We start from the raw sequence: 23,942 nt of genomic DNA on the forward strand, positions 1-23,942 counted from the left end.
TTAAAATGTTAATTTTTGTCAGTTAAAAGCTTGTTTGACTGTGTTTTGAGGTTTGTTATTTAAATTACTTCTAAATAATGTTGTTTAGAATGATTTTAGATTATACATTTGCCCCATAAAACATAATACAGTCGTGATGCTCAAACACTTTACTATTATCACACGACCAACCCAACTAACTATTATTATCTTATCGTTATTCATTCACTTTCTCAGTTATGGGCAGAATACACGTTCTCCTATCTCGATCAAAGTGCAGAATGAGTATGGTGTAGCTATTCCTACAGCTGTGGTGATGATAAAAAGTGATAAGGAGTCTGTCTTAGAACTTACAGATGAGGCAGGTGAGGTGGCTTTTAAATTAGTGCCTGATAACTATCTTTTAGAAGTACAGCACATCAGTTATTCTTTTTACAGCCAGAAACTAAATACCTTAACGCACAATAATTTTACAGTTGTCTTAAAAGCTGAAACGAATCAATTAGAAGAAGTCGTGATTACAGCTAAAGAAGGGACGGGGCTTACGAGTACTTCTGTGATTAATAGAAGGGCTATGCAACATCTACAGCCTTCTAGTTTTGCTGACTTAATGGAATTAGTACCTGGCGGTAGAGCACAAGATCCGTATCTAGGGGGTGTCAATAAAATACAGCTGAGAGAAGTAGGTAGAGTGGGGTCTAATATAGCAGGAGTAGGAAGTAAGCAGTATGACACTTCTTCTCTAGGGACTTTATTTGTAGTAGATGGAGCACAACTAAACTCGGGTGCAAACCTTCAGTATACTTATGGCTATATGGATAATGTTTCATCAGGTGTTAATAAGAATATCAATATTAGCTCAGGTGTTGATATGCGTACAATCTCAACAGATCAAATAGAGAAAGTAGAAATCATAAGAGGAATCCCTTCTGTAGAATACGGAAACCTTACTTCTGGTGTAGTAAAGATCACGAAAAAGAGTGGATATTCTAAATGGCAAGCACGTTTTAAAGCAGATGGATATAGTAAACTATTTGCGGTTAATAAAGGTTTTGAATCTAAGGATAGTAGCTTTAAGGTAAATGTAGGGTTAGATTATCTAAATGCTAAACCAGAACCTCGTAATGATTTAGAGAGTTATAAGCGTGTGACAGGTACTGTACGCGTGAGTAAGGATAAGAATTTAAACAATGGAGGATTGTTCTCTTGGGTGTCTAATCTAAGTTATACAGGGTCTATAGATGATGCTAAGTCCGATCCAGATATTGATTTGACAGGTGCGAATAAATATAAAGTGGATAATCAGTTCTATAGTCTGAGTAATATAGTGACTTATGAGAATAGAAATGAATCTTTCTTTAGAAGTATAGAATTACAGACTACGTTTAATCAACGTTTCGATAAGATTAACCAGACAAAGTTTGTACAGCTAGAGGCTGCTACAGCATTGCCACTTTCTACTGTGGATGGTGAGTACGATGGTTTTTTTCCTACGGCTAATTATATTGCAGAGAGTGTAGTAGATGGTAAGCCATTAGATATCTTCGCTAAGGTAGTAAGTGCATTTCGTTATAAGATGTCTGCTATTTCTACAGATATACGCGCAGGTATTGATTGGCAGTATAGTAAGAATAACGGTAGGGGTCAGGTCTATGATATCTATAAGCCTTTAGACCCTAAATCTACTTATAGAAATAGAGCATATAAGGATATTCCTGCTTATGTAACGACGGCTTTGTTTGCAGAGCATATTTCTTCTGCGAAATTTGGACAACACAGTCTAACATTAGCATTAGGGGCAAGAGGATCTATTATGCAAAACTTGTCTAATGATTTCACTATGAGTGGAAAGATGTATATCGATCCACGTGTGAATGTACAATGGACACTACCCTCATTTATGGTAGCGAATAAGGAAGCAAAAGTAGACTTAACGTTAGGATGGGGACAGCAGAGACTATTCCCTGACCTAAATCTTCTTTATCCTGAGAAATATTATAGAGACGTTCAGCAGTTAAACTATTTTCACAGTAATCCTGATTATCGTACAGTTAATTATAAAACGAGCGTTTTTGACCCACAGAACAAAGCATTGACACCTGCCTTAAACAATAAGTTAGAGGCTAGGTTAGATTTGAATTGGGGTTTTCATCAGCTGACTTTTACGGTATTTAAAGAAAGAATGAGCAACGGGTTTAGAACGATGAACCAGTATGGAATCTTTGATTATAAGAGATATGATACTTCTAGTATAGATCATGATCATATCACAAGTACACCTAATAAAGAAGATCTTCCTTATGAGCAGTTTAATGAAAACTTCTTATACAATGTCTCTCGTAATGGTAGTAGAACAGATAAGGAAGGAATAGAGTTTCAGTATAGTTCTAATAGAATTCCTGTTATTAATACACGTATTACAATTAGTGGGGCATGGTTTAGAACTGAATATGGCAATAGCTTACCAACTTATAGACGTGGTAACTCTAATGCTAATGTGAATGGTAAGCCTTATCCATACTTAGGACTATACGATGAAATGGAACCTAAGAGCAAATACGAACAGCTAAATAGTAATCTATTATTAGATACATATATCCCTAAACTAGATCTACAATTCTCTACTTCATTTCAGTTTAACTGGTACTACTTAGCAAAGAATGAACCGATGAATGGAATGCCTAGCTACTATGTAGGAGTAGATGGAGAACTACAACCTTATGATGCAGAAGAGGCAAAGGGAACATTGTTAGAACAATTAGTAATCCCACAACATAGCAATGCAGATAAATCTAGAAGAACACCTATGCTGATGGATGTGAACTTAAAGCTATCTAAGAGTTTTAGAAACAAGCAGATCACAGTGTCTATGTTTGCTAATAAGCTATTTACCTATTATGCTCCATATTCTGTGAATGGGACTAAGGTAAACAGAAAGGGACTAAGAGACCCTTACTTCGGAATGGAAATAAATTTTAATCTATAAATACTTATAAAAATGATAAAACGACTTTTACAATCATTAAGCTTACTACTAGTGGTATTAGGTTTTAATGCTTGTTCTTCTGATGACAATAGCAATATGACAGGGGATGAGCAGACTTTCGTAACATTCTGGATTAATGATCCTCAAGATGCGAAGATAGAAGAGATAAAACAGATGACTATCAAGTTGACAGAACTAAACTCTAATAAGAAAACAGAGTTAGTATATGAAGGAGATAAGAAAATACAGAAAGCACTTCCTACAGGTACTTATGATATCACAGTAGAAGGTGTAATCACACATAAGGTAAATGGTGTAGTAGAGGAGAGTAAAGTAGGTAACTTTATTAAAGGTGTAGTGATCTCGGGTAGAGAAATGACTAAGGCTATCGATATCGTATTTAAAACGAGTAGTACAGGTTTTGTAATAGAAGAGATATTCTTCGCAGGGACTAAGACACCACAAGGACTTCAGTATACGGATGACCAATACTTCAAAATAACAAATAACTCTGATGAGGTATTGTATTTAGATGGAATGTTATTTGTACAATCTAAGTTTATGACAAACGATAAGCAAGATTATACACCTAATATTATGGGTGAGGCATTGTCTGCTGGAGCTATTTTACAGGTCCCAGGTAAAGGAAAAGACCACCCAGTAGAGCCGGGCAAGTCAGTAATCTTTGCAGAGAATGCTATTAACCATAGAGAATTTAACAGCAACTCAATTGATTTGACTAACGCAGAATTTCAGAACTTTAGAGATGGTGTACATGATGTAGTAGGATTAAAAGCAGCTAAAATGATTACGATTCACGATGAATTAGTGGTTAATATTCAAGGAAGTTATGCTTATGCTTTAGTGAAAATGCCTGAGGGAATGACAACGGAGAAGCTAGTAGTAGATAATATATATGATTATGAGTACGAAATGATATTCGGAGGGGAAGCATATCCTAGTGTAGACTCTGCTATTAAAATTCCAAACTCATGGATAGTAGATGCTGTAAACTTAGGTATCGCAGATGAGTATATGTGGAATGTAACATCTCCATCAGTAGATATGGGATATACTTATATCACACAACATGTAGGGGATGAAGGAAGATATGGTAAGGCTGTAAGAAGAAATGTATTAGGTAAGAATGCAGCAGGGAACAATGTTCTAAAAGATACTAATAATTCGACAGTTGACTTTGCACCTGCAGTAAGACCGTCATTATTTAAATATTAATTAGTGTAGTATGAAGCACTTTCATTTTGGGTTATGTTTCTTGTCATTGTTGAGTACTGTATGGGGATATGGTCAGCAGTCAGATTCATTGGCAATAAAAGTAAAGGAGAAGCAAGATGTAATACGTCATTTTGAAGAATCTATTTATGTCAATCCATCTCACTATTTAGACTATAGAAAGTACAGTTTAACTTCTTTCGAAATCGCAAAGCAGAATAGTAAGAATGAAACAACTTTAGCTCAAGAGGGCAAAAACAGAGATGATTTGTCTTTTCAAGCGAATGCTTACCATAAATTAGATAAGCATAGTGCCGTGTGGGGTAGTGCTACTTATCAACAGGGTAAGCGAAGAGATGTAATGTGGAATGAGAGTGCAGATTACGACTTAATATTTCCGTATGTGGTAGCGGATAGTGTAGGTGGAGATATTAAGTATGAAGATTATCATATCGCTGGTGGTTATGTCCAACGATTAGGAAAGTACAATATCGGTATCTCTGGTTTTTATAAAGCAAAGATGGAATACCGTAATATAGACCCTAGACCTAAGAATCTCTCTGCTCGATTAGGAGGGAATATAGGTGTGAGTAGAGTATTTAAGGAGCTCTTTACTATAGGGGTAAATACCTCAATAGAGAAATATACACAGAAACACAAGATGGACTTCTATAGTCCTACTGGATTTCCTGTGATATATGAGATGAGCGGAATGGGAAACTTCAATAATCTATTGAAAGGAAAAAGAAGAGAGGCTTATTATGATGGTTGGAGGTATGGCACTTCTCTACAAGTATATGATACTTCTCAGATGAAGTGGTTTGCCACAGTGGGAATGAATATTTTTAGTTTTGAGAAGTTATTGTCTGATTTTGATGATTTGCAAGCTTCTAAAGTTAAGGATATAGAACATTTCTTCTCTGTAGGAAAGCTATTTGATGTACAGGCTACTCAGTTAGGTGTTCGTTTAGATGGGAACATGAAGACGAGAAAGGGTACAGAGAATTTGTTTGTCAATGTGAGCGCTACGAACTATTTAAAGATAGGACAAGAAGAACAATATAAGTACGAGAATAAGAGTCTTAGATTAAGTGGAGTATTTAAGTATGAAACTTTAAATAGTGTGTATAGTATCTTACCATATATAGGAATAGCTCAAGAGGTAGAACGTTATAAAAAGCCTTATTCTAAAACAGATATTCAGTATACCTATATGGGAGCAGATTTACAATGGATGTACACATTTAAGGATAGAAGTCTATTGACAGTAGCATCTAATTGGAAAGTAAGACAAACTGTTAAAGAAAAGGCTACTTTTAATTATGGAAATAGTAATGCTATAAATCAAATGTTGTTAAATAACTATGCTGTTCAGATAGCAGAGTATTGGGAAGGAAGCTTTAAGGTTCGATATGATTTTGCTTTGCCGAAAGTAATAGATGTATTTGTAGGTGGAGAGTATTATTTCCAAAACTATAAGCAGTTTCAAAACAACAGTAGTGTGATGATGAGTTTAGGGATTACGTTTTAAAAGAGAGAGAAGATAGATGAAAAAAAAGGTAGGTGTTATTATTGGGGCGGTATTACTATTTATAGGATACACTAATTTTGAGGTAAGATCAGTTTCAGAATACACAGAGATTACAGATCAATATAAAAAAACTATAAGCTATTGGCCTAGTCCGATAATAGATAAAAGTGTAAAATGGAAAGAGTTTGGGGCAATAGAGGTAGATACATTATATTATGAGACACAAGATTTACCAGAAGTAATATTAGGTAAAGCACTGTTCTTTGATCCTAAGTTATCAAAGTCTAATCAGATATCTTGTAGCTCTTGTCACGATCCTGAAATGGGATGGACAGACCATAGACAGGTATCACTAGGTAATGATCATTTATTAGGAGCTAGGAATACTCCTTCTTTATACAATATTGGTGAGCGTAGTTCTTTCTTTTGGGATGGTAGAGCATTAACGTTAGAAGAGCAAGCGATGGGACCTTTATCTGCTCATCACGAAATGGATATGGATGTCAAATCACTACCAGCGAAGCTAAGCAGGTATAAAGAGTACAAACCTTTGTTTAAAGAAACTTACGGAGATGATAAAGTGACCTATGAAAGAATAGTGGGTGCAATAGCTACTTTTCAAAAGACAATCAAAAGTCAGCCTAGTCGTTTCGACAAGTTTATGCAAGGAGAGTATCAGTATCTAACAGAACAAGAAATATATGGAATGCACTTATTTAGAACTAAGGCAGGATGTATGAATTGTCATCATGGAAAATATCTTACTGATGAGTCTTTTCACAATATAGGGTTGACGTATTATAAGAGAGAGTACGAAGACTTAGGATTATACTTACATACTAAAAAGGCAGAAGATGTGGGTAAATTTAAAACTCCTTCTTTAAGAGACCTATTAGTGACTAAGCCATGGATGCATAATGGGCTAATGGATGACTTAGAAGGAATAGTAAATCTGTATAATAGTGGGATGCACATGATAGATCCTACAGAGGAAGAGAAAGCATTAGATCCGCTCTTTCCTCTAACAGATCCACTGATGAAACCATTAAAATTAAATGAGAAAGAAATAAAAGCTATTGTAGCATTTTTAGAATCAATGTCAGGAAGTTACTATAAAATGGAACGTCCTATATTTCCAACGAAGTAACGCTTATTTACTTTAATTAAACGCAAAAAGCTTCTTTAGAACTCACTCTAAAGAAGCTTTTTTACATTATTAGAAGTATAAAGTATACTATTTATATAGTAGTAACTTGTAATGTGTTGATGAATTGTATATGATATTATGTTTTATTTGATGATAGTGTTTAATTATTGTATAAAATAAAGATTTAAACTTATTTACATTCATTCTTAAATAGATATATAGAATTAATTTGAATCAAGTCTAAATAACTTGGAAGATATAGGTTTTGTTGACTACTTTTGGCATCCGATTAATTAAGTTATTCAATGACACGCTTATATCAAGTTATTCAAGTTCTACTTATTACTTTCACAGTATTATGCTGTTCTTCTGTATTTGCACAATCTTCTAAGTTACAACTGAAGATCGTATTGCAAGATGCTCAAAATAAAAATATTACTAATGCTAGTATTCATGTAACTGGAACGAAAGAGTCACAGTTAAAGGTTAGTGATGATCATGGTATTGCTGTTTTTGATTTGAAAGCTGATATTTATACTGTTGAGGTATTTCATATTAGTTATGGAAGTTCTTCTACTGTAGTTAATTTACTTCAAAGTCAGACATTACCTATTACGTTGACAGCAACTTCTAATATATTAGAAGAAATGGTCATTACTGCTACGGAGAGTAAAGGACTTACAAGTACTTCTGTGATTAATCGTCAAGCGATGGAACATTTGCAACCATCGAGCTTTGCTGATTTAATGGAGTTATTACCAGGAGGACAAGCAAAGGATCCTAAACTTACGATAGCGAATGCTGCTTTAATAAGAGAAAATAATCCTGGTGAGAAATATGCAACAGGTGCATTAGGGGTACAGTTTATGGTAGATGATAATATTATCAATACAAATGCTGATATGCAGGTATCTGTAGGAGGTGCTAAGACTTCTCATATAGGAGTAGATATGCGTAGTTTGGCAACTAATGATATCGAAAGTGTTGAGGTTATTCGTGGTATACCTACGGCTGCCTATGGGGATTTGAGTTCAGGTCTGATTAAGATAAATAGAAAAATAGGGTATACTCCTTTACAAGCTCGTTTTAAAGTAGATGGTTTTAGCAAACTTTATTATGTAGGCAAAGGAATAGACACAAAGACAGGATGGAAGCTGAATGCGAGTATAGATTTCTTAGATGCTAAAAACGATCCTACAGATGTTCTTCAGAACTATAAGAGAATATCATCATCACTGAGATCAGATAGAACATTTTTAGTAGGAGGATATGACCTAAGTTGGAAAGCAAATTTTGATTATAGTGGTACTGTTGATAACGATAAGTTTGACCCAGATACAGGTTATGATAGAACAGATAGTTATAAAAATAAAAAGCAGTACTTTTCATTAGGTAACAATCTAAAACTTGACTTTGGCAAAGAGACTTTATTCAAGAATATAACTTTGAATGCTTATGTATCTCAAGGAATAGAAGATATTAAGGAGACTATCTTTATACAGCAGAATGGACGTATAGCTATTCCAGTAGGAAATGAAACAGGGGAGAATGAAGGTGTGTTTTTACCAACTTCTTATATAGCAAATTCTAAGGTAGAAGGACGACCTTTAAATATCAATACAAAGTTACAGTCAGAATTAGGTTTTTCAACTTTTGGGATTAAACATCATGGAGAAGTAGGGATAGACTTTAGATACTCAAAGAATAACGGTAGAGGAGAGTTATTTGATCCTTTGTTACCTCCTTCTGTAGGTACTATGAAACGTCCTCGTCCTTTTAACGAAGTACCAGCTTCTCAGATATTAGCTGCTTATGTAGGTGATCGTATGGAATATGATTTAGGCCTACATCATCTACAATTATATGCAGGAGTTAGAATGTCTAAATTATTAGGTGTTGGAAAAGAGTTTAGCATTAGTGATAGGGTATTTGCAGAACCACGTGTTAACTTCCAATGGGGACTTCCTAAACTGAAAATAGGACAGGAATACCTAAAAACGGATATTACAGTAGGATATGGAGAGCTGTATAAACAACCTACATTAGCATTACTATATCCACAAGATCGATACTTCGATATGGTACAAGTAAGTTACTTAGATCCTAAGACAGATAACGCATACGCACAGTTCTATACTTACAGAATGCCTTTAGCTAACCACAGTCTGATAGGGGCGAAGAATACGAAGAAAGAGATTCGTTTAGATTTAGAATATAAAAAACACAAGTTTTATATCACCTACTTCGATGAGAAGATGACAACAGGCTTTAGAGATATGACTCAGTTTATGGGGTTTGAGTATAAGCGATACGAGTCTAAAGATATAGTGTGGAGTGATGAGTTAGGCAAGCCGGATTTAGATCAATCCCCATATTCATACAGACAGGACATGATGCAGTATACACATACTGAAAATGGAAGCTCGACATTAAAAGAAGGAATAGAGTTTGGGTATTCTTCACCTCGTTTTGAAGGAATTAATACTCGTATTACTTTAAATGGAGCATGGTTTAAAACGACGTATTCTAATAGTGCTTCTATTCTTTGGAGACCTGGTATCTCTGTAAATGGACAACAGTATTTATACACTGGTATTTATGCAGATGACAATGGGAATAGAAGATCATCTCTAGTGTACAATGTAGTTGTAGATACTTATTTGCCTAGCTTAGATATGAATATATCTGCCTCTTTACAAGGAGATGTATTTAGAAGAAACCTAAACCTAAATAGAGTTGCTGCTCCTTATGCATACATGGGAATAGACAATGTAGTTCATCCTTTTACAGAAGAAAGTGCAAATGATCCATTGTTACAACATCTAGTTAGACCTGTTTCTAAGACAGATGGTATGGAGGAGAGAAGACCATTTACATTTAATGCTAATTTTAAAATATCAAAGAGAATATATAAATCAGTAAAGGCATCGATGTTTGTTAATCGATTATTCACACACTATTCTTCATATACATATAATGGAGTGAATGTAAATAGAAAAGATGATAGCGGACCTTACTTTGGAATGGAAATAAACTTCAATATTTAAGATAATGAGATTAAAGCATATATTTTTATACGGATTGATGATGACAATGAGCTTATTAATGAGCTCGTGTTTGACAGATGATAATGCGCTTGGGAGTAATCAGAATTCGACTGTGTCTATGGCATTTAAAGTAGATGGCATTAAAGAAATAAAAGAATTAGAAGTAGAGTTTGTTGAAGTTAATACTGGTTTGCGAATAATGGAGAAGGCAGTAGGCTCTCCTTATTTCTCTGTAGCTCTACCTGTGGGATCTTATAGAATGTCAGCAGAAGGGATAGGTGTACTAGAAGATAAAGAAGAAGTGGGATTAGGAAGTAAAAGCGAAATGCTAGACGTGACCGATCAGATAGTAAATATGACAATTGACTTATTTGTCAAACAACTTAACGATGACTTTATCTTTGAAGAAATATTCTTCAGTGGATTACAAACTACTGAATTAAAAGCATACCAAACAGGGAAATACTTTAAACTAGTCAATAATACGGATAGAGTACTCTATGCTGATGGATTATTAATTGCTCAATCTGAGTTTTTGACAACTAGAGATAATAAAGAAACACCAGATGTGTTGAACGAAGCTTTCGTTTTACAATCTGTAATGATGTTACCAGGTAGCGGTACACAGTACCCGGTAGAGCCAGGAGATTTTATTGTAATAGCAGATAATGCTCAGAATCATAACTTAGCCAATGTACCAGGGGCTGATTTATCTAATGCAGATTTTGAATTTCCGATTACTGAAAATCCTAAGAATACTCAACCAGATAATCCTAATGTACCTAATGTGATGATGATCTATACGAAGTTAAACTTTAGTATGTTCGCGATGCATGACCGTGGACAGACAGGATATATTGTAGCTCGTTTTCCTGAAGGAGAGAGTGCGGATACTTGGTTAGCCAATTATAAGTTTGATTATAGTTATTTGACCGCTGCGGGGAAAGAACAAAAGTTCAGCAGATATAAAATGCCAAATGCTTGGGTTATTGATGCTGTTAATGGAAGTATTCCTGATAAGTTTGAACGTTTAGTGACTACTCCTTCTTTAGATAGCGGGTACTCATACTGCGCAACATCAGAATCTGATAAAGCGCGTTATGGAAAGACTATCAGAAGAAAAGTCTTAGGACCTAATGAGCAAGGTCGTAATGTGTATAAGGATACTAATAATTCTTCAGTTGATTTTATTCCTCAGTCAGAGATGTCTCTAAAAGACGGAATACATCATAAATAAAATAGGAGTACATTGAGAAATAGATATATAAATATAGTTGCATTAATTAGTGTATTGTTTTGTGCTGAGGTTCAAGCTCAGGATAAAACAGATGCTAATTTATACGAGAGTAGACTAGCTCAACGGGATATGAATATCGTATTCGGACAAGACTTTTTTGCTAATCGTGCTTTTATGACATCGTATAGTCCTTTGTCTTTTTCTGAGTTAAGTCTGAATTATCTATCAGACCGTAAGGATGCTTACATGCTACAAGATGGAGATGGTTTAGATGCCTTTAAGGTTAACACTTCTTCTTATCAACGCTTAAAGAATAATGCTGTTCTATGGGGAAGTGCGTCTTATGCTACTCAGAAGCAAAAGAATATGAAATGGAATGAGAATCTGGACAGACATATCTTAGGGCCTTATGTGTTAGGTGATTCTATAGGTGGTACCATGAGACAAGAGATTTATCAGTTTGCAGGAGGGATGGCTAGACAATTCGATAAGTGGACAGTAGGAGGAGAAGTTAGTTATCAGGCCAAAAGCGGTTATAGAGAAGTAGATCCAAGACCTAAGAATACCTCTTCAGATTTAAATTTGCGCATTGGAGTAAACTATAATGGTTATAAAGACTACGAATTAGGTGTATATGCAAATTGGAATAAATATACTCAGAATAGTACAATTAAGTTTGTTAGCCTATTAGGAAAACCCATAGCCTACCATCTGACAGGTTTAGGAGCTTATAATTATTACTTTAGTTCTGCTGTAGATATGAAGATGATCTATGAAGGAACAGGATATGAAGTAGGAGGGACTATAGCTAAGAATAAAGGTAAAGACTTTTTGATACAAGGTTCATATGGGCAGTTTGATATCGAGAAGAACTTTGGTAGTAGTCCTTCAAAAGAAATGTCTGTACTTAAGACTAAAAAATATACACTAGGAGGAATTAAATATATTGATCTAGATGAACATCGTTTAGGAGCAAAAGTTAATTACTTACTAAGTGAATCAAGAGGAATAGAATCTTTTTATTCTAAAACAGAAAAGTTAGAGAGAAAGATAGGAGAGCAAGATCTGTATAAGTTCATAAGAAGTGATGTGTATACATCGTTATTTTATCAATATAGTACAGATGTAAGTAGAGTAGTAGTTTCACCTTCTTTCACAGTAGAACAGACAGAAGAAAAAAGAAGAGATACTCAGGCTAGACAGCGATTTACATATTTACATTATGGATTAGAAGTTGATTATATGCGACAACTTAATCAATCTAATATCATAACAGTAAGTCCTTATTTTAGAGTGCGTAATCTTAAAGAAGATACTGTCAATCTAATAGCATCTTATAAGAGTCCAGCGATGACTGAATGGGTACAACATGATTTAGCGATTCAGACTGCTAATTATCAGACTTATGGTATTACAGCTAGATATGATGTGAAGATTGATAATATACCAGCCATGTTTGCTCAGATTCAATATGAACAGACAAAGTATAATATAAACAAAACAAATAACTATATAGGAATTTCTTTAGGAGTTACTTTCTAAGTAGTTATTAACTAACAACAAATAAACAATGAAAAAGGTAGTTATTTTATTATCAGGACTCTTAGCTTTTGGCTTATTTAGTTTTAGCCCAAAGTTTGTAGGATTCTTAGGAAGCGACAATCCTGAGTATCAAAAAATAATAGAAAGCTATAAACAACCTATCTCACAATGGCCTGCACCTACTATAGATGAAGGAGTGGAATGGAGTGAAATGGCAAGCATTAAACGTGATAACGATTATTTTACAGAACAAGCGAAACCTGAAGTAATTTTAGGACGTATGTTATTCTTTGATCCTAAGCTTTCTAAGTCTAATCAGATATCGTGTAGTTCTTGTCATGATCCTGAGTTAGGATGGACAGATAGGCGTATGGTCGGCTTAGGTCATGATCACTTAAAAGGAGCACGTAATACTCCTTCATTATATAATACTGCCGAGCGTACTTCTTACTTTTGGGACGGTAGAGCTAATAGTTTAGAAGAACAGGCTAATGGACCATTATCTGCTCATAACGAAATGGCAATGGATGTAATAGATTTACCTGCCAAATTGAGTAAAGTGCAAGGATATAAACCTTATTTTATTGACGCTTTCGGTGATGAGAAAATTACCTACGATCGTATTGTAGGTGCAATAGCTACGTTTCAAAAAACAATTAAGAGTCAGCCAAGTAGGTTTGATGCTTTTATAGATGGAAAGTATAAAGCGCTAAATGATCAAGAGATTTACGGTATGCATTTGTTTAGAACGAAAGGTAGGTGTATGAATTGTCATCATGGGCAGTACTTGACAGATGAATCTTTTCACAATATTGGATTGACATATTATAAACGTAAGTTTGAAGACCTAGGTAGATATGAAGTAACCAAAGATCCTAACGATGTAGGAAAGTTTAAAACTCCTGGTTTAAGAGATCTTTTAAACACTAGGCCTTGGATGCATAATGGACTATTTGACGATCTAGAAGGTATCGTTAATATGTATAATAGTGGAATGCACATGATAGATCCTACTGCTGAACAAAAAGCTAAAGACCCGTTATATCCTGTGACAGATTCTTTAATGAAACCATTAGAATTAACTAAAGAAGAAACGAAAGCTATTGTAGCTTTCTTAGAATCTCTATCAGGAAGTAGATTTAAGATGAGAAGACCTGAGTTTCCTACAGAATAATATATTTATAAACGCCTATTTATTTCTAAATAGGCGTTTGTTTTTTGACTGATACCTTATGACATTTTCTAGGTTTATTTTTGCAGTAGAATAATGAAGATGAAGAGGGAGTTTTTCATAATTTAAATGTAAATGTTATTGAAGGATAAGCTATTTTTAGTTTATCCTTTTTTAATTGTAGAATATAGAGTAGAGTTGAGGTAAAAGGCGTAATTTAGATGTTCATCAAAAAAATGTAGAGTCATGGCTTTAAAGATTTATCCGGAGTACCCTCTAGATGAGCTCGAGCAACTTTTTATAAATGGGAACAAGGTTCCTTATGGAGAGTTTTTAATATATGGAGATATTGTAGAATCTCTGTCTAAAAGCCCTCATGATTGGTATGTATGGTATAGTATGAAACTTCCTTTTCATGATAACTCTAAGATAAAAAGGGCTAAAGCGGATGCTGAGCTTGACTTTATCATTGTTTCTAAATTTGGAATTATAGCGCTAGAAGTTAAAGGGGGAAATATTTTTGTTGACCAAGGACGTTTCTGTTTTAAGGATGGTAAGCGTAAAAAGTGGTTAAACCAAAATCCTTTTGAACAGGTAAAAGGCTATAAATACACTTTGATGAATAAAGTGTTCCCTAGCTTTAAGCATGTATTATTCTGTGAAGCAGTAGCTTTTCCAACTACTAAAATTGCCATAGAGAATACTATTTATGATAAGAATCTTATATTTAGTGACTATACTCGACGCAATAGATATAAGAATATTGAGAAATTTCTATTACATATATATGATTATTCTAGGCAAAAATTAGAGAATACACATCCTATTAGATTTAATCATTTATCGAAAGCAGAATTGGATAATATTGTGAACACATTTAGTCCAATGATTCAAGACACTAATGTATTCCAATCTAGAGATTCTTTAGAATGGTTGAAAGAACGAAATTTAGAGATACTGTACTCTCTAGCTGAAAACCCACGTCTAATGATAGAGGGGGCACCAGGTACAGGTAAGACTACTATGGCGATGGCTTATAGTGAGATGCAGGTAGGAAGACAAGGGATATATCTGTGTTGGAACTCACTCTTATGTGCTTATAACGAACAGAGATTTAAGGCGAGTAATGTTCGTATAGATTGTATTACATTCACACAGTTTGTGATGAAGTATTTACCAGATGTTACTGAGCGTGACCTATTATACATTGAGCCAGAGAAATTTGCAGATTATATTAGAAAGACAATTAGTCATTTAGAAGAGATTGACCAACTGCCTAACTATGATTATATGATTGTAGACGAAGCACAAGATTTGTTTGATCGTAATCTCCATTTAATGATGCATAAGTTATGTGGTAATCACAATGGAATGAAACAAGGAAATATTATGCTTCTTTATGATTTAGATCAAAGTTTCTCTCTTTTTGGACGTGATGTATCAGATTATGCTTATTTCTTAAAAGAATATTTTACGCATTTTAAGTTGCATAAAGTGAGACGTAGTGCTCAGAAATCTCAGATTCGTCTGATAGCAGAACATATTCAGACACATCCAGAAGATTGGGATGAGATTAGTGTTCATCAGCAAGAATATGACGAAATCGAATTGCGTTCATTTCACGATCAAGTGACTATTAAAGAGGCAATGGAAGAAGTAATACATAGTATCAATGATTCTAGTTCTTCATTAAATGCTGAGGATGTAATTGTATTAGTACAAAGTAAAGTATGGCAGAGAAGGAATAACGTAGCTGATTTAATTCTAGAATTGGGGATGGAAGAGCTTACAGTAGATAATCTAACATTAAAACCTAAGAAACTCCAGTATACTACAGCCGTTAAGTTTAAAGGATTAGAACGTAAGAATGTTATTCTTTTAGTAGATAAGCCTAATAAACTAACTCCTTATGAATGGTATGTGGGATGTACACGTGCTATGGATAATCTTAGTATTTGGCAACTACATACTTATAAAGAACATGAGGGCTAGTAAATATCTATTATTTTTGTAATTAAATTTAACCCAGAATATGAAATAGATGTATAAACAAGTAGTAATCATGTAAAATAACTTTGAATTAATGGCTTCAGTGTGCTATAGCATAGTTTTGTTACGATTATAAATGCATGAAATTAGAATTCATTGTGTATTGTATTATTGCTAGTTTAGGTTTAGAATAGAGAAATATTTATGAGTGTAGCAGAATTATTAAGGAAAAGAAAAGAACAGTTAGAAAAAAAGAATAGAGAAGAGGGGACTAAATATTTACAAGAATATGTGAATAAGGATGGAGTGATCTTATTACCTTCAGGTGTAGCTTATGAGATTATAGTATTAGGTAAAGGTGATAAAGTTGACCTTTCTGATCGTATAGTGTGTCATTATCATGGTACTAATATAAATGGAGAAGTTTTTGATAGTTCTATTAATAGAGGGAAGCCTGCTTCTTTCGATTTGAATAAACTAATTTTAGCTTATCAGCAGGTTGTCCCACTATTACCAATAGGAACTAAATTTAGAATGGTTACACCTCCAGAATGCGCTTATCGTGACCAACATATTAGTAAAGAGATAGGTCCATATAGTACTCTTATATTTGAAGTAGAATTATTAAATAAACTTTAATAGTAAATAAATCAAAAGCCACCCTTAAAAAAGGTGGCTTTTTAACAATAAAAAAGATTTAGGGCTACTATTCTTCATTTTTTTAGCTTGAAGATGAGCAATGTGTTTTTGCAGATATCTGCAATTGTAACTTTTTAGTAAAGTTGTTTTTTATGTTCTTGTACAAAGTTAGTATGAGTTATTTGATTGATTATAAAACAATTCAAACATCTTTGTATGATTATTTAATTTTTTCGATATTGATTAGGAGTGAGTAATGTATATTTCTTAAAAAAGCTAGAAAAGTACGTTGGGTATTCAAATCCTAAACAATAACCTATCTCAGCTACACTCCATGGTTTAGATTTTAATAATTTTTGTGACTCTATTAATATCCTTTCTTGAATACAATCACCAGTACACTTTCCTATTGTCTTCTTTAAAGTATGATTGAGATGATTTACATGCACATTAAGCACTTTTGCAAAGTCATTAGGTGTTTTCAATTTGATTACTGTATTTGTTTTTTCAATAGGAAATTGTTTTTCTAACAATTCTAAGAATTTTGAGCATAACCTCTGTGGAGCATTTACACCTTGGTCTACTGTATAAGTAGCATTTAGTTTATTACTCTGATGTATTATGATCTCAATGTAATTACGCATTAATTCATATTTCTGCGCATACTTCTGATTGCTTTCTTCTTCAATTCTTTTAAATACGTAAGAGATAAACTCATCTTGTTGTGGTGTCAAAAGGTAAATAGGATTCTCGTGTAAGTGAGCGAGAATACTTTTTAATAAATGACTTTTATACCCTAAGAAACTACTATTAAATAAACAGTAATATCCTTCTGGTTTCTCAGATACAGGCTCGAATGTATAGTGCGATACTGGGTTAGAGAAGAATAATGATGGTCCTTCTAACTCGATTACCTTTGTTCCATCAAAGAATTTACTCTTTGATTTAAGATAAGAAAGCTTGTAATAACTCCTTTTGTTGTAAGGAGAGATTTTCTTTGTTTGATCCCCTTGTTTAAAAATGATGAAATCATCTTTAGCTGGATTCTTGAACTCCACTATTTTAGAGGGAATAACGATTTTTGATGCTGTGCTTGTCATAATGTAGGTGATTTTTAATACGCAAACTCGGTAGGGGAATATGAGCTTTGTGTATTGTGTTTATACTAAGTTGTGTTTTTTAAAAGGCTAATCATACTTGAATTTTATGTTAATAATTTGTTGATGTTTTGTTATTGTAAAATTAAGAATATGAAATATATCAATGTTGTGTAAAAAGTGTTTTTTATTGTCTTTTTTACTTAAAATGAATTGATTATTATATTTATTGTGTTTTAAAATTGATTTTTATTCATTTGATTTGCTTATTTGCGTATTTTATTTTTAGGATTTATTACATAGGATTGATTATAATTTAATATTTGAAACATATTATTTTGTAATTTATATCATAAAAATTTAAAGTAAAAAATGAGAGTTTTTTGTAATTTGATTGGTTTGAAATGAGAATTTGTAATGAAATGATGCTATGTTTCAATGCTCAGTTTATTTATTTGAATATCAATTGCACTAGTTTTTTCATTATAAAGGGATTTGTGTAGCTTTGTAAGCAAATAAATATGGATTATGGCTAAAAGCGATGAGAGAACTACTAAGTGCCCAGCAGAAGAATTACTAAAGACTCTCGGGGGTAAATGGAAAGTTCATATCATTCATATTACGGAAGAGGAACCTAAAAGGTTTAGAGACTATATGCGCTTATTAGAAGGTGCTAATAAGCAATCAGTGTCTGTAGCCTTAAAAGAACTAGAAGAAGATGGATTCTTAATTAAGAGTGTAATTAAAGAAAGACCATTACATATCGAGTACTCACTCACTGAGAGAGCTAAACTCGTTATTCCTGTATTGGATAATTTATATAATGCATTACAGGTTACGTAAGGTTTCTTTTTGGTAGATTAATTTATAGGTGTTGTTTTTTAATACTTGCCTATCGTATAATGTATATCCCATTTTTTCTAATAGTCTACGTGAGGCTATGTTACATTCATATAGTTGTGCTATAAGTATTTTGGAAGGATGTTTGTGTTGTATAAAGAGCTCTAGGCCTTGTAGTAATTCTGACCCATAACCTTTTTTCCAATAATCTTTATACAGAATGTACCCTATTTCTATTTTTTCTTCTTTTTCTTCATATTTAAAAAATAGTACTTCTCCTATTATGTTAGTCTGAGAATTATAGTCTAACGAAATTTTATAGATACCTAAATTTTCTGTGTACAGTAAGTTGTTTTTGGCATATTTATCTATTAAAGTATCAGATTTCCAGTTGTTTGTGTTAGAAGGGATCCATTTCATCGTCTCAGGACAATTATGAATCTTTAATAGCTCATCTAGATCTTCTGTTAATTGAATTGTTTCTATTTTTAAGTTTTTGGTAGTAAAAAGAATCATTTTTTAGTTTTTTTTGTTTCTAATTTGGGTATTGGGGTTAATTATTTTAACATATTCTAGATGATGTTAAATTATCATTGAATCTAAAAAAATATGATGTAAAATATTGGTATGTATATATCTAAGCCGATTATTATTTTATATATTGTGCACCTCTTAAGTGAAAGTAAAGATCTTAAATGTTATTTTTAGATACAAATTTTAAGAAATTTTGCGGATCTACTATAGAATAAAACAAATGTTAACTACCTAAAATATAATGAATGAGTAAAAAATCCATCTTTGATGCAGTAACAATTGGTTTTGCATTGTTTGCCATGTTTTTTGGTGCTGGAAATATAATTTTGCCTCCTATTATCGGATTGTTTACAGAAGGTTCTTGGACTTCTGCTGTTACAGGCTTTTCTATCACAGCTATATTAGCACCCTTTCTAGGAATAGTAGCTGTATTGATTTCTGGAGACGAATTTACAGATTTAGGTAAACGTATCAATAGTACATTAGGATGGGTATTAGCCACAGCTATTATTCTTAGTATAGGACCATTAGTTGCTATTCCTCGTACAGCTGCAACTACTTTTGAGATAGGGGTATTGTCTGTCTTTCCTGAATTTAGTGCTGTATGGTCTTCTGTTATATTCTTCGGTATTACATTATTACTGTCTATATCGCCTTCTAAGGTAGTGAATATTATAGGTAAGTATCTGACACCTCTATTATTAGTTCTTTTAGTGACCATGGTAGTTATTGGTATTGTGAACCCGTTAGATACTTCCAAATTAGTAAATGTATCTTATCCAGATCCTTTTAGATTAGGATTTGCTGAGGGATATCAGACGATGGATGTATTAGCATCAGTTATTTATGCTGGTATCATTATTTCTGCTGTAAAAGCAGCTGGATATGTAAGTTTAAAAGAGAAAACAAAGGTTACTTATATGTCTGGTGCTGTCGCTATCTCTTGTTTATTATTTATATATGGTGGATTAGTCTATTTAGGGGCAACTGCGGGTTATCCTATTACAGATGATTTAAAGAGAACAGAGTTGCTATTACATATTTCGAACGGATTATTAGGTAGTCAGGGAACTTTAGCATTATCACTATGTATAGCATTAGCTTGTTTAACTACAGCGATTGCGCTAGTATGTGCCACAGGTACATTCTTTAGTCAATTAACAAAAGGAAAACTTAGTTATCAACTTGTAGTAGTCGTTACTTGTATATCTTCTGCCATATTAGCAGTGAAGGGAGTAGATAGTATTATCGATTATGCAGCGCCATTTTTAGGAATTATATATCCTATTACATTGACATTGATTATTTATATGGTAGCTTTTGGTAAATCTGTAACTAGAAAGGCTCCTTTTGTAGGAGCAATCTTAACCACTACAGTTGTTGCATTAATTCAATTTAGCTCTTTTATTGCTTTTAAATATGATTTTATAGAATATTCAAAGTCATCAGAAGAATTTATAAAGTCATTGCCTTTGAGTAGTTATGACGTACCTTGGCTATTACCATCTTTAGCAGCATTCGTTTTAGTATTTGTTGTTGATAAGATGTTCTTTAAACAAAAGTCAAATTAACAAGTGAAGTATAGAATATAAAAAAGAAGCCGTCTGATTAGACGGCTTCTTTTGTTTAATTTAAATTAATTTTTTGTCCTTGTACAGGAAAGATATAGTTAACTTTAAATTCGTTTTGATTAGCTAATTCTTGTTTAATAGTATTTATAGCTGTTCCGCTAGGTTTTAGATGGGTAATGATAATATTCAAATCTTTTAAGTTTTCTTTACCTACATGATTTGCTAGATTACCCAATTCTTCATTTAGTAGCTTCGGAGTTAAGTGACCGAATAATTTATCTTCTGGTTGACTATTCGGGAAAGACACTTCGATTAATATTGTCTTAAGATTTTTATTAATAATAAGTGGTGCAATGTATTCCCATATATAATTAAGCTTAGTAGTCTTTTCTACTCTATCCGCTCCGGTATCTCCGAAGTAGAGTACATATTCATCATTGTTTTTAATTAATATCGCTGAACTCAATTGCGGGTTGACATGACTCAATTCAAAAACTTCTGCAGATAAAGTTGTATTCTCTATATTAAAGGACTGGGACGGTTTTACTCTTGTATATTTATATTTGCCTAGAATAGGTTTTTCTCCTTCATTCCCGAAGTTTGCCCATGATGCATTTGTGAAGTAATTATTCTTGAATATATCAATGACGAAGGGTAATCCATAGATAGGCTTAGACGAGTCCTCAGGAGAGTTTATGATTAACCCTGATAAATGGTCTAAATGGCCATGCGATATAAAATACCCTTTGATATAATCACGTAGTACTGTACCATTATCTACTGAAAATGTTTTTGCTTCAATTGCTTTATTGATACCACTATGTATAGTACCAGCATCTAAAGAGAGATAGCTATTTGTGTTTTCTACACCTATAAGATAAGAAGACAAATTGCTTTCGTCTCCTCCACCATATACCCCTAGAGGGATGATTTCTAAATTTTGCGATAGACAGAGTGCGCTTGACAGTAACAGTATGCTAGTTATGATTTTTTTCATTTTTTTCTGATTTATGCAAATTTACTGTACTTATAAGGATTCTATGTTATTCAGGTGATAATATATTTTAGCTTATATGTGAAGTTACATAGATGTATATCATGATTATATTTAGTCCTTGATGACATTCATTACTCTAGTGACCTGATCAGACTTATGTAAGGTTAAACGTACTATACTATCTTCTAACGCAGTCAGATCATGTGGGATACCTGGGTCTAATGCGATTAAGTGACCTTCTTTTAGATCGTAAGGCTTTCCTTCTACGCCAAAAGTGATAGCTCCTTTTACGATTTCTACTACTATAGGAAAAGAAGTTTTATGCTCTTTCATTTCTTGTCCTTTTTTGAACACAATTCTGATTTCTTTAGAAAAGTCGTTGTCCACAAGTATTTTGATAGCAGGTTTTTTCTCACCGTATTCTATCTGTTCTAAGAGGTTTTCTATATGTATCATATTATTGAAGTAATAAATTGTTCTATAAATTTACTGATTTTTATTGAGATAAATTACTGTTTATAAGTTTATTAATAAGTTAAGGTATACTAGGTTGTTAATTTTTTATAACAGCGAATTGCATTCTATTTATTAATGTTATCTTGTGTCATATCATTTTAATTGAATATCTATATGAATCATAATATACCATACTCATTCTTAGATCTTGCGATTATAGGAGAAGGGACAACAACAACAGAGACCTTACAGAATGTTTTAAAAGTAGCACAACATATTGAAAAAGTAGGTTTTAATAGGCTATGGTTAGCAGAACATCATAATATGCCGCATATAGCATCTTCTGCTACATCTGTTTTAATAGGATATTTGGCAGGCGGAACATCTACATTGAGAGTAGGATCTGGTGGAGTGATGTTGCCAAACCATCCTTCTTTAGTTATAGCTGAGCAGTTCGGAACTTTAGAGGCTTTATATCCTGGTAGAATTGATCTTGGATTAGGTAGAGCACCTGGTACAGATCAGGCTACAGCTCTTGCTTTAAGGCGTAATGATGTGCATGCCGCTAACTTTTTTCCTCAACAAATAGAGGAATTAAAGCGCTTTTTTAAAGTGAATGAAGGAGCTAAGGTAAGAGCATTTCCAGGAGAAGGTTGTGATATACCGATGTGGATATTAGGTTCTAGTACAGATAGTGCCTATTTAGCAGCAGAATTGGGATTGCCCTATGCATTCGCTAGTCATTTTGCACCAGATCATTTACTCCAAGCGGCTAATATTTATAGAAAGAATTTTGTACCATCTGCACAATTAGACAAGCCTTATTTTATGCCTTGTGTGAATGCAATAGTTGCAGATACAAATGGAGAGGCTGAACAACTAGCTACATCATTTTACAAAATGTTTCTAGGAATCATCAGAAATGACAGAAAACCTCTTCAGAGACCTTGTGAATCTATGGAAGGCAATTGGACGGACTATGAAGAGTTCATTGTAAAGCAAAAAACATTCTTCTCTTTTATAGGAGACAAAGAAAAAGTAAAAAGTGATTTATCGGACTTCTTTAACACGGTCGAGGTTGAAGAGATTATGATCACTACTCCGATCTATGGAGTTGAGGAACGCTTAAGAAGTGTTGAATTGTTTTCAGAGATTATGAAAAATGAATAATTTTTTTGTTTCTTTATAGTTGAATAATATTAAAAATAACAGAATAGCGATGATAAGAAGCATTGTCATAATGATGAGCTTATTTACTTTCTTTTTGATTTCTTGTAGTGAATCTACAACATTTAAAGAAGTTAGTATTGATGACTTGGGAACGATTGAGGTTCCTAATGAACTCTCTCTTGCCAAAAACCTGAATAAAGATGCCATCCTTCAAATGGAAAATAAAAAGGATGATTTCTATGTGGTGATAGTAGAAGATGATAAAGTAGAGTTTAAAGAAATTGTAGAAGAAGTTTATGGCAATCCAGCTCCTAACTTTAAAGTATATGCTGAATTAGCGAATTCTTCTATCGCATCTAGTTTAAATTTAAAACAAGATACGGAGTTAGAACAGACTAGCGTGAATGGACTACCTGCTTATTTGACTAGTTATGATGGAGATTTAAATGGAACACTTGTTCATTATAAGTTAGCATGTATCGAAGGAAAAGATAGGTATTATCAAATAGTGATTTGGACTACGATGCTAAAAAAGCAGAAATATGAGAATGTGATGGAGTCAATGTTAGCATCCTTTAAAGAGAAGAAATAAATATAGGTTTGACCTCTTGTCACGAGACAAGAGATTTATTTATAAAAAAACATTATCTACAGCCCTGGCTTATACAGTCTAGGGCTTTTTTGTTGCTGTACTTTAAATAGTCTTGTTCAAGAGTGCTACAATATCTGTTCAAGATTGCTTCAATAAACAGGTGCTCAGGTAGAGTAATCTTGTA

The 23,942-nt window shown here is 33.2% G+C and carries 18 protein-coding genes; 14 read left to right on the plus strand and 4 right to left on the minus strand.

From position 1 onward, the window contains the following. Positions 1-136 precede the first annotated feature (136 nt). The 10 genes from HX049_RS09510 (at position 137) to HX049_RS09555 (ending at position 16,501) form a co-directional block, all read left to right on the plus strand. Positions 137-2,965, plus strand: coding sequence for a TonB-dependent receptor (locus HX049_RS09510; RefSeq protein ID WP_286415577.1), 2,829 nt, complete (start codon positions 137-139; stop codon positions 2,963-2,965). Between the two features lie 12 nt (positions 2,966-2,977). Further along, a complete protein-coding gene (locus HX049_RS09515) occupies positions 2,978-4,201 on the plus strand; it encodes a DUF4876 domain-containing protein (RefSeq protein ID WP_286415578.1) in 1,224 nt (407 codons plus the stop codon). Between the two features lie 10 nt (positions 4,202-4,211). Beyond that, positions 4,212-5,729 (plus strand): DUF6850 family outer membrane beta-barrel protein, encoded by a 1,518-nt coding sequence (locus HX049_RS09520; protein ID WP_286415579.1) that lies wholly within the window; start codon positions 4,212-4,214, stop codon positions 5,727-5,729. A 16-nt stretch (positions 5,730-5,745) separates the two neighbouring features. Next, entirely contained in the window at positions 5,746-6,876 is a 1,131-nt protein-coding gene (locus tag HX049_RS09525; RefSeq protein ID WP_286415580.1) for a cytochrome-c peroxidase, read from the plus strand. Positions 6,877-7,181: 305 nt separating this feature from the next. Then, positions 7,182-9,923, plus strand: a complete 2,742-nt coding sequence (locus tag HX049_RS09530; protein WP_286415581.1) for a TonB-dependent receptor plug domain-containing protein — start codon at positions 7,182-7,184, stop codon at positions 9,921-9,923. 4 nt (positions 9,924-9,927) lie between these two features. Further along, positions 9,928-11,160, plus strand: coding sequence for a DUF4876 domain-containing protein (locus HX049_RS09535; RefSeq protein ID WP_286415582.1), 1,233 nt, complete (start codon positions 9,928-9,930; stop codon positions 11,158-11,160). Between the two features lie 12 nt (positions 11,161-11,172). Further along, positions 11,173-12,702 carry a DUF6850 family outer membrane beta-barrel protein gene (locus tag HX049_RS09540; RefSeq protein WP_286415583.1) on the plus strand — a complete coding sequence of 510 codons (1,530 nt, stop codon included), beginning with the start codon at positions 11,173-11,175 and terminating at the stop codon, positions 12,700-12,702. A 28-nt stretch (positions 12,703-12,730) separates the two neighbouring features. Next, positions 12,731-13,876: a cytochrome-c peroxidase gene (locus tag HX049_RS09545; RefSeq protein WP_286415584.1), complete on the plus strand. Its 1,146-nt coding sequence runs from the start codon at positions 12,731-12,733 to the stop codon at positions 13,874-13,876. A 243-nt stretch (positions 13,877-14,119) separates the two neighbouring features. Beyond that, positions 14,120-15,865, plus strand: a complete 1,746-nt coding sequence (locus HX049_RS09550) for a nuclease-related domain-containing DEAD/DEAH box helicase (protein ID WP_286415585.1) — start codon at positions 14,120-14,122, stop codon at positions 15,863-15,865. Between the two features lie 201 nt (positions 15,866-16,066). Next, a complete protein-coding gene (locus HX049_RS09555; RefSeq protein ID WP_286415587.1) occupies positions 16,067-16,501 on the plus strand; it encodes an FKBP-type peptidyl-prolyl cis-trans isomerase in 435 nt (144 codons plus the stop codon). Positions 16,502-16,725: 224 nt separating this feature from the next. On the opposite strand, the gene HX049_RS09560 is transcribed toward HX049_RS09555, so the two are convergent. Continuing rightward, positions 16,726-17,601 carry a helix-turn-helix domain-containing protein gene (locus HX049_RS09560; RefSeq protein WP_286415588.1) on the minus strand — a complete coding sequence of 292 codons (876 nt, stop codon included), beginning with the start codon at positions 17,599-17,601 and terminating at the stop codon, positions 16,726-16,728. A gap of 525 nt (positions 17,602-18,126) precedes the next feature. Here HX049_RS09560 and HX049_RS09565 point away from each other — a divergent pair. Further along, positions 18,127-18,441 (plus strand): winged helix-turn-helix transcriptional regulator, encoded by a 315-nt coding sequence (locus tag HX049_RS09565; RefSeq protein WP_286415589.1) that lies wholly within the window; start codon positions 18,127-18,129, stop codon positions 18,439-18,441. Here HX049_RS09565 and HX049_RS09570 read toward each other — a convergent pair. Continuing rightward, entirely contained in the window at positions 18,427-18,954 is a 528-nt protein-coding gene (locus HX049_RS09570; RefSeq protein ID WP_286415590.1) for a GNAT family N-acetyltransferase, read from the minus strand. The genes HX049_RS09565 and HX049_RS09570 overlap by 15 nt on opposite strands. A gap of 263 nt (positions 18,955-19,217) precedes the next feature. Between HX049_RS09570 and brnQ the strand changes: the two genes are divergently transcribed. Beyond that, positions 19,218-20,543: a branched-chain amino acid transport system II carrier protein gene (brnQ, locus tag HX049_RS09575; protein WP_286415591.1), complete on the plus strand. Its 1,326-nt coding sequence runs from the start codon at positions 19,218-19,220 to the stop codon at positions 20,541-20,543. Positions 20,544-20,598: 55 nt separating this feature from the next. On the opposite strand, the gene HX049_RS09580 is transcribed toward brnQ, so the two are convergent. After that, positions 20,599-21,540 carry an MBL fold metallo-hydrolase gene (locus tag HX049_RS09580; RefSeq protein WP_286415592.1) on the minus strand — a complete coding sequence of 314 codons (942 nt, stop codon included), beginning with the start codon at positions 21,538-21,540 and terminating at the stop codon, positions 20,599-20,601. Positions 21,541-21,651: 111 nt separating this feature from the next. Beyond that, on the minus strand, positions 21,652-21,993 hold the full coding sequence (locus HX049_RS09585) for a cupin domain-containing protein (RefSeq protein ID WP_286415595.1): 342 nt from the start codon (positions 21,991-21,993) through the stop codon (positions 21,652-21,654). 177 nt (positions 21,994-22,170) lie between these two features. Between HX049_RS09585 and HX049_RS09590 the strand changes: the two genes are divergently transcribed. Then, complete coding sequence (locus HX049_RS09590; protein WP_286415593.1) at positions 22,171-23,166, plus strand: LLM class flavin-dependent oxidoreductase; 996 nt, start codon at positions 22,171-22,173, stop codon at positions 23,164-23,166. A 49-nt stretch (positions 23,167-23,215) separates the two neighbouring features. Further along, entirely contained in the window at positions 23,216-23,758 is a 543-nt protein-coding gene (locus HX049_RS09595; RefSeq protein WP_286415594.1) for a hypothetical protein, read from the plus strand. Positions 23,759-23,942 lie beyond the last annotated feature (184 nt).

Source organism: Myroides odoratimimus (assembly GCF_030326305.1).
In the GTDB taxonomy this organism is placed as follows: domain Bacteria; phylum Bacteroidota; class Bacteroidia; order Flavobacteriales; family Flavobacteriaceae; genus Flavobacterium; species Flavobacterium odoratimimum_A.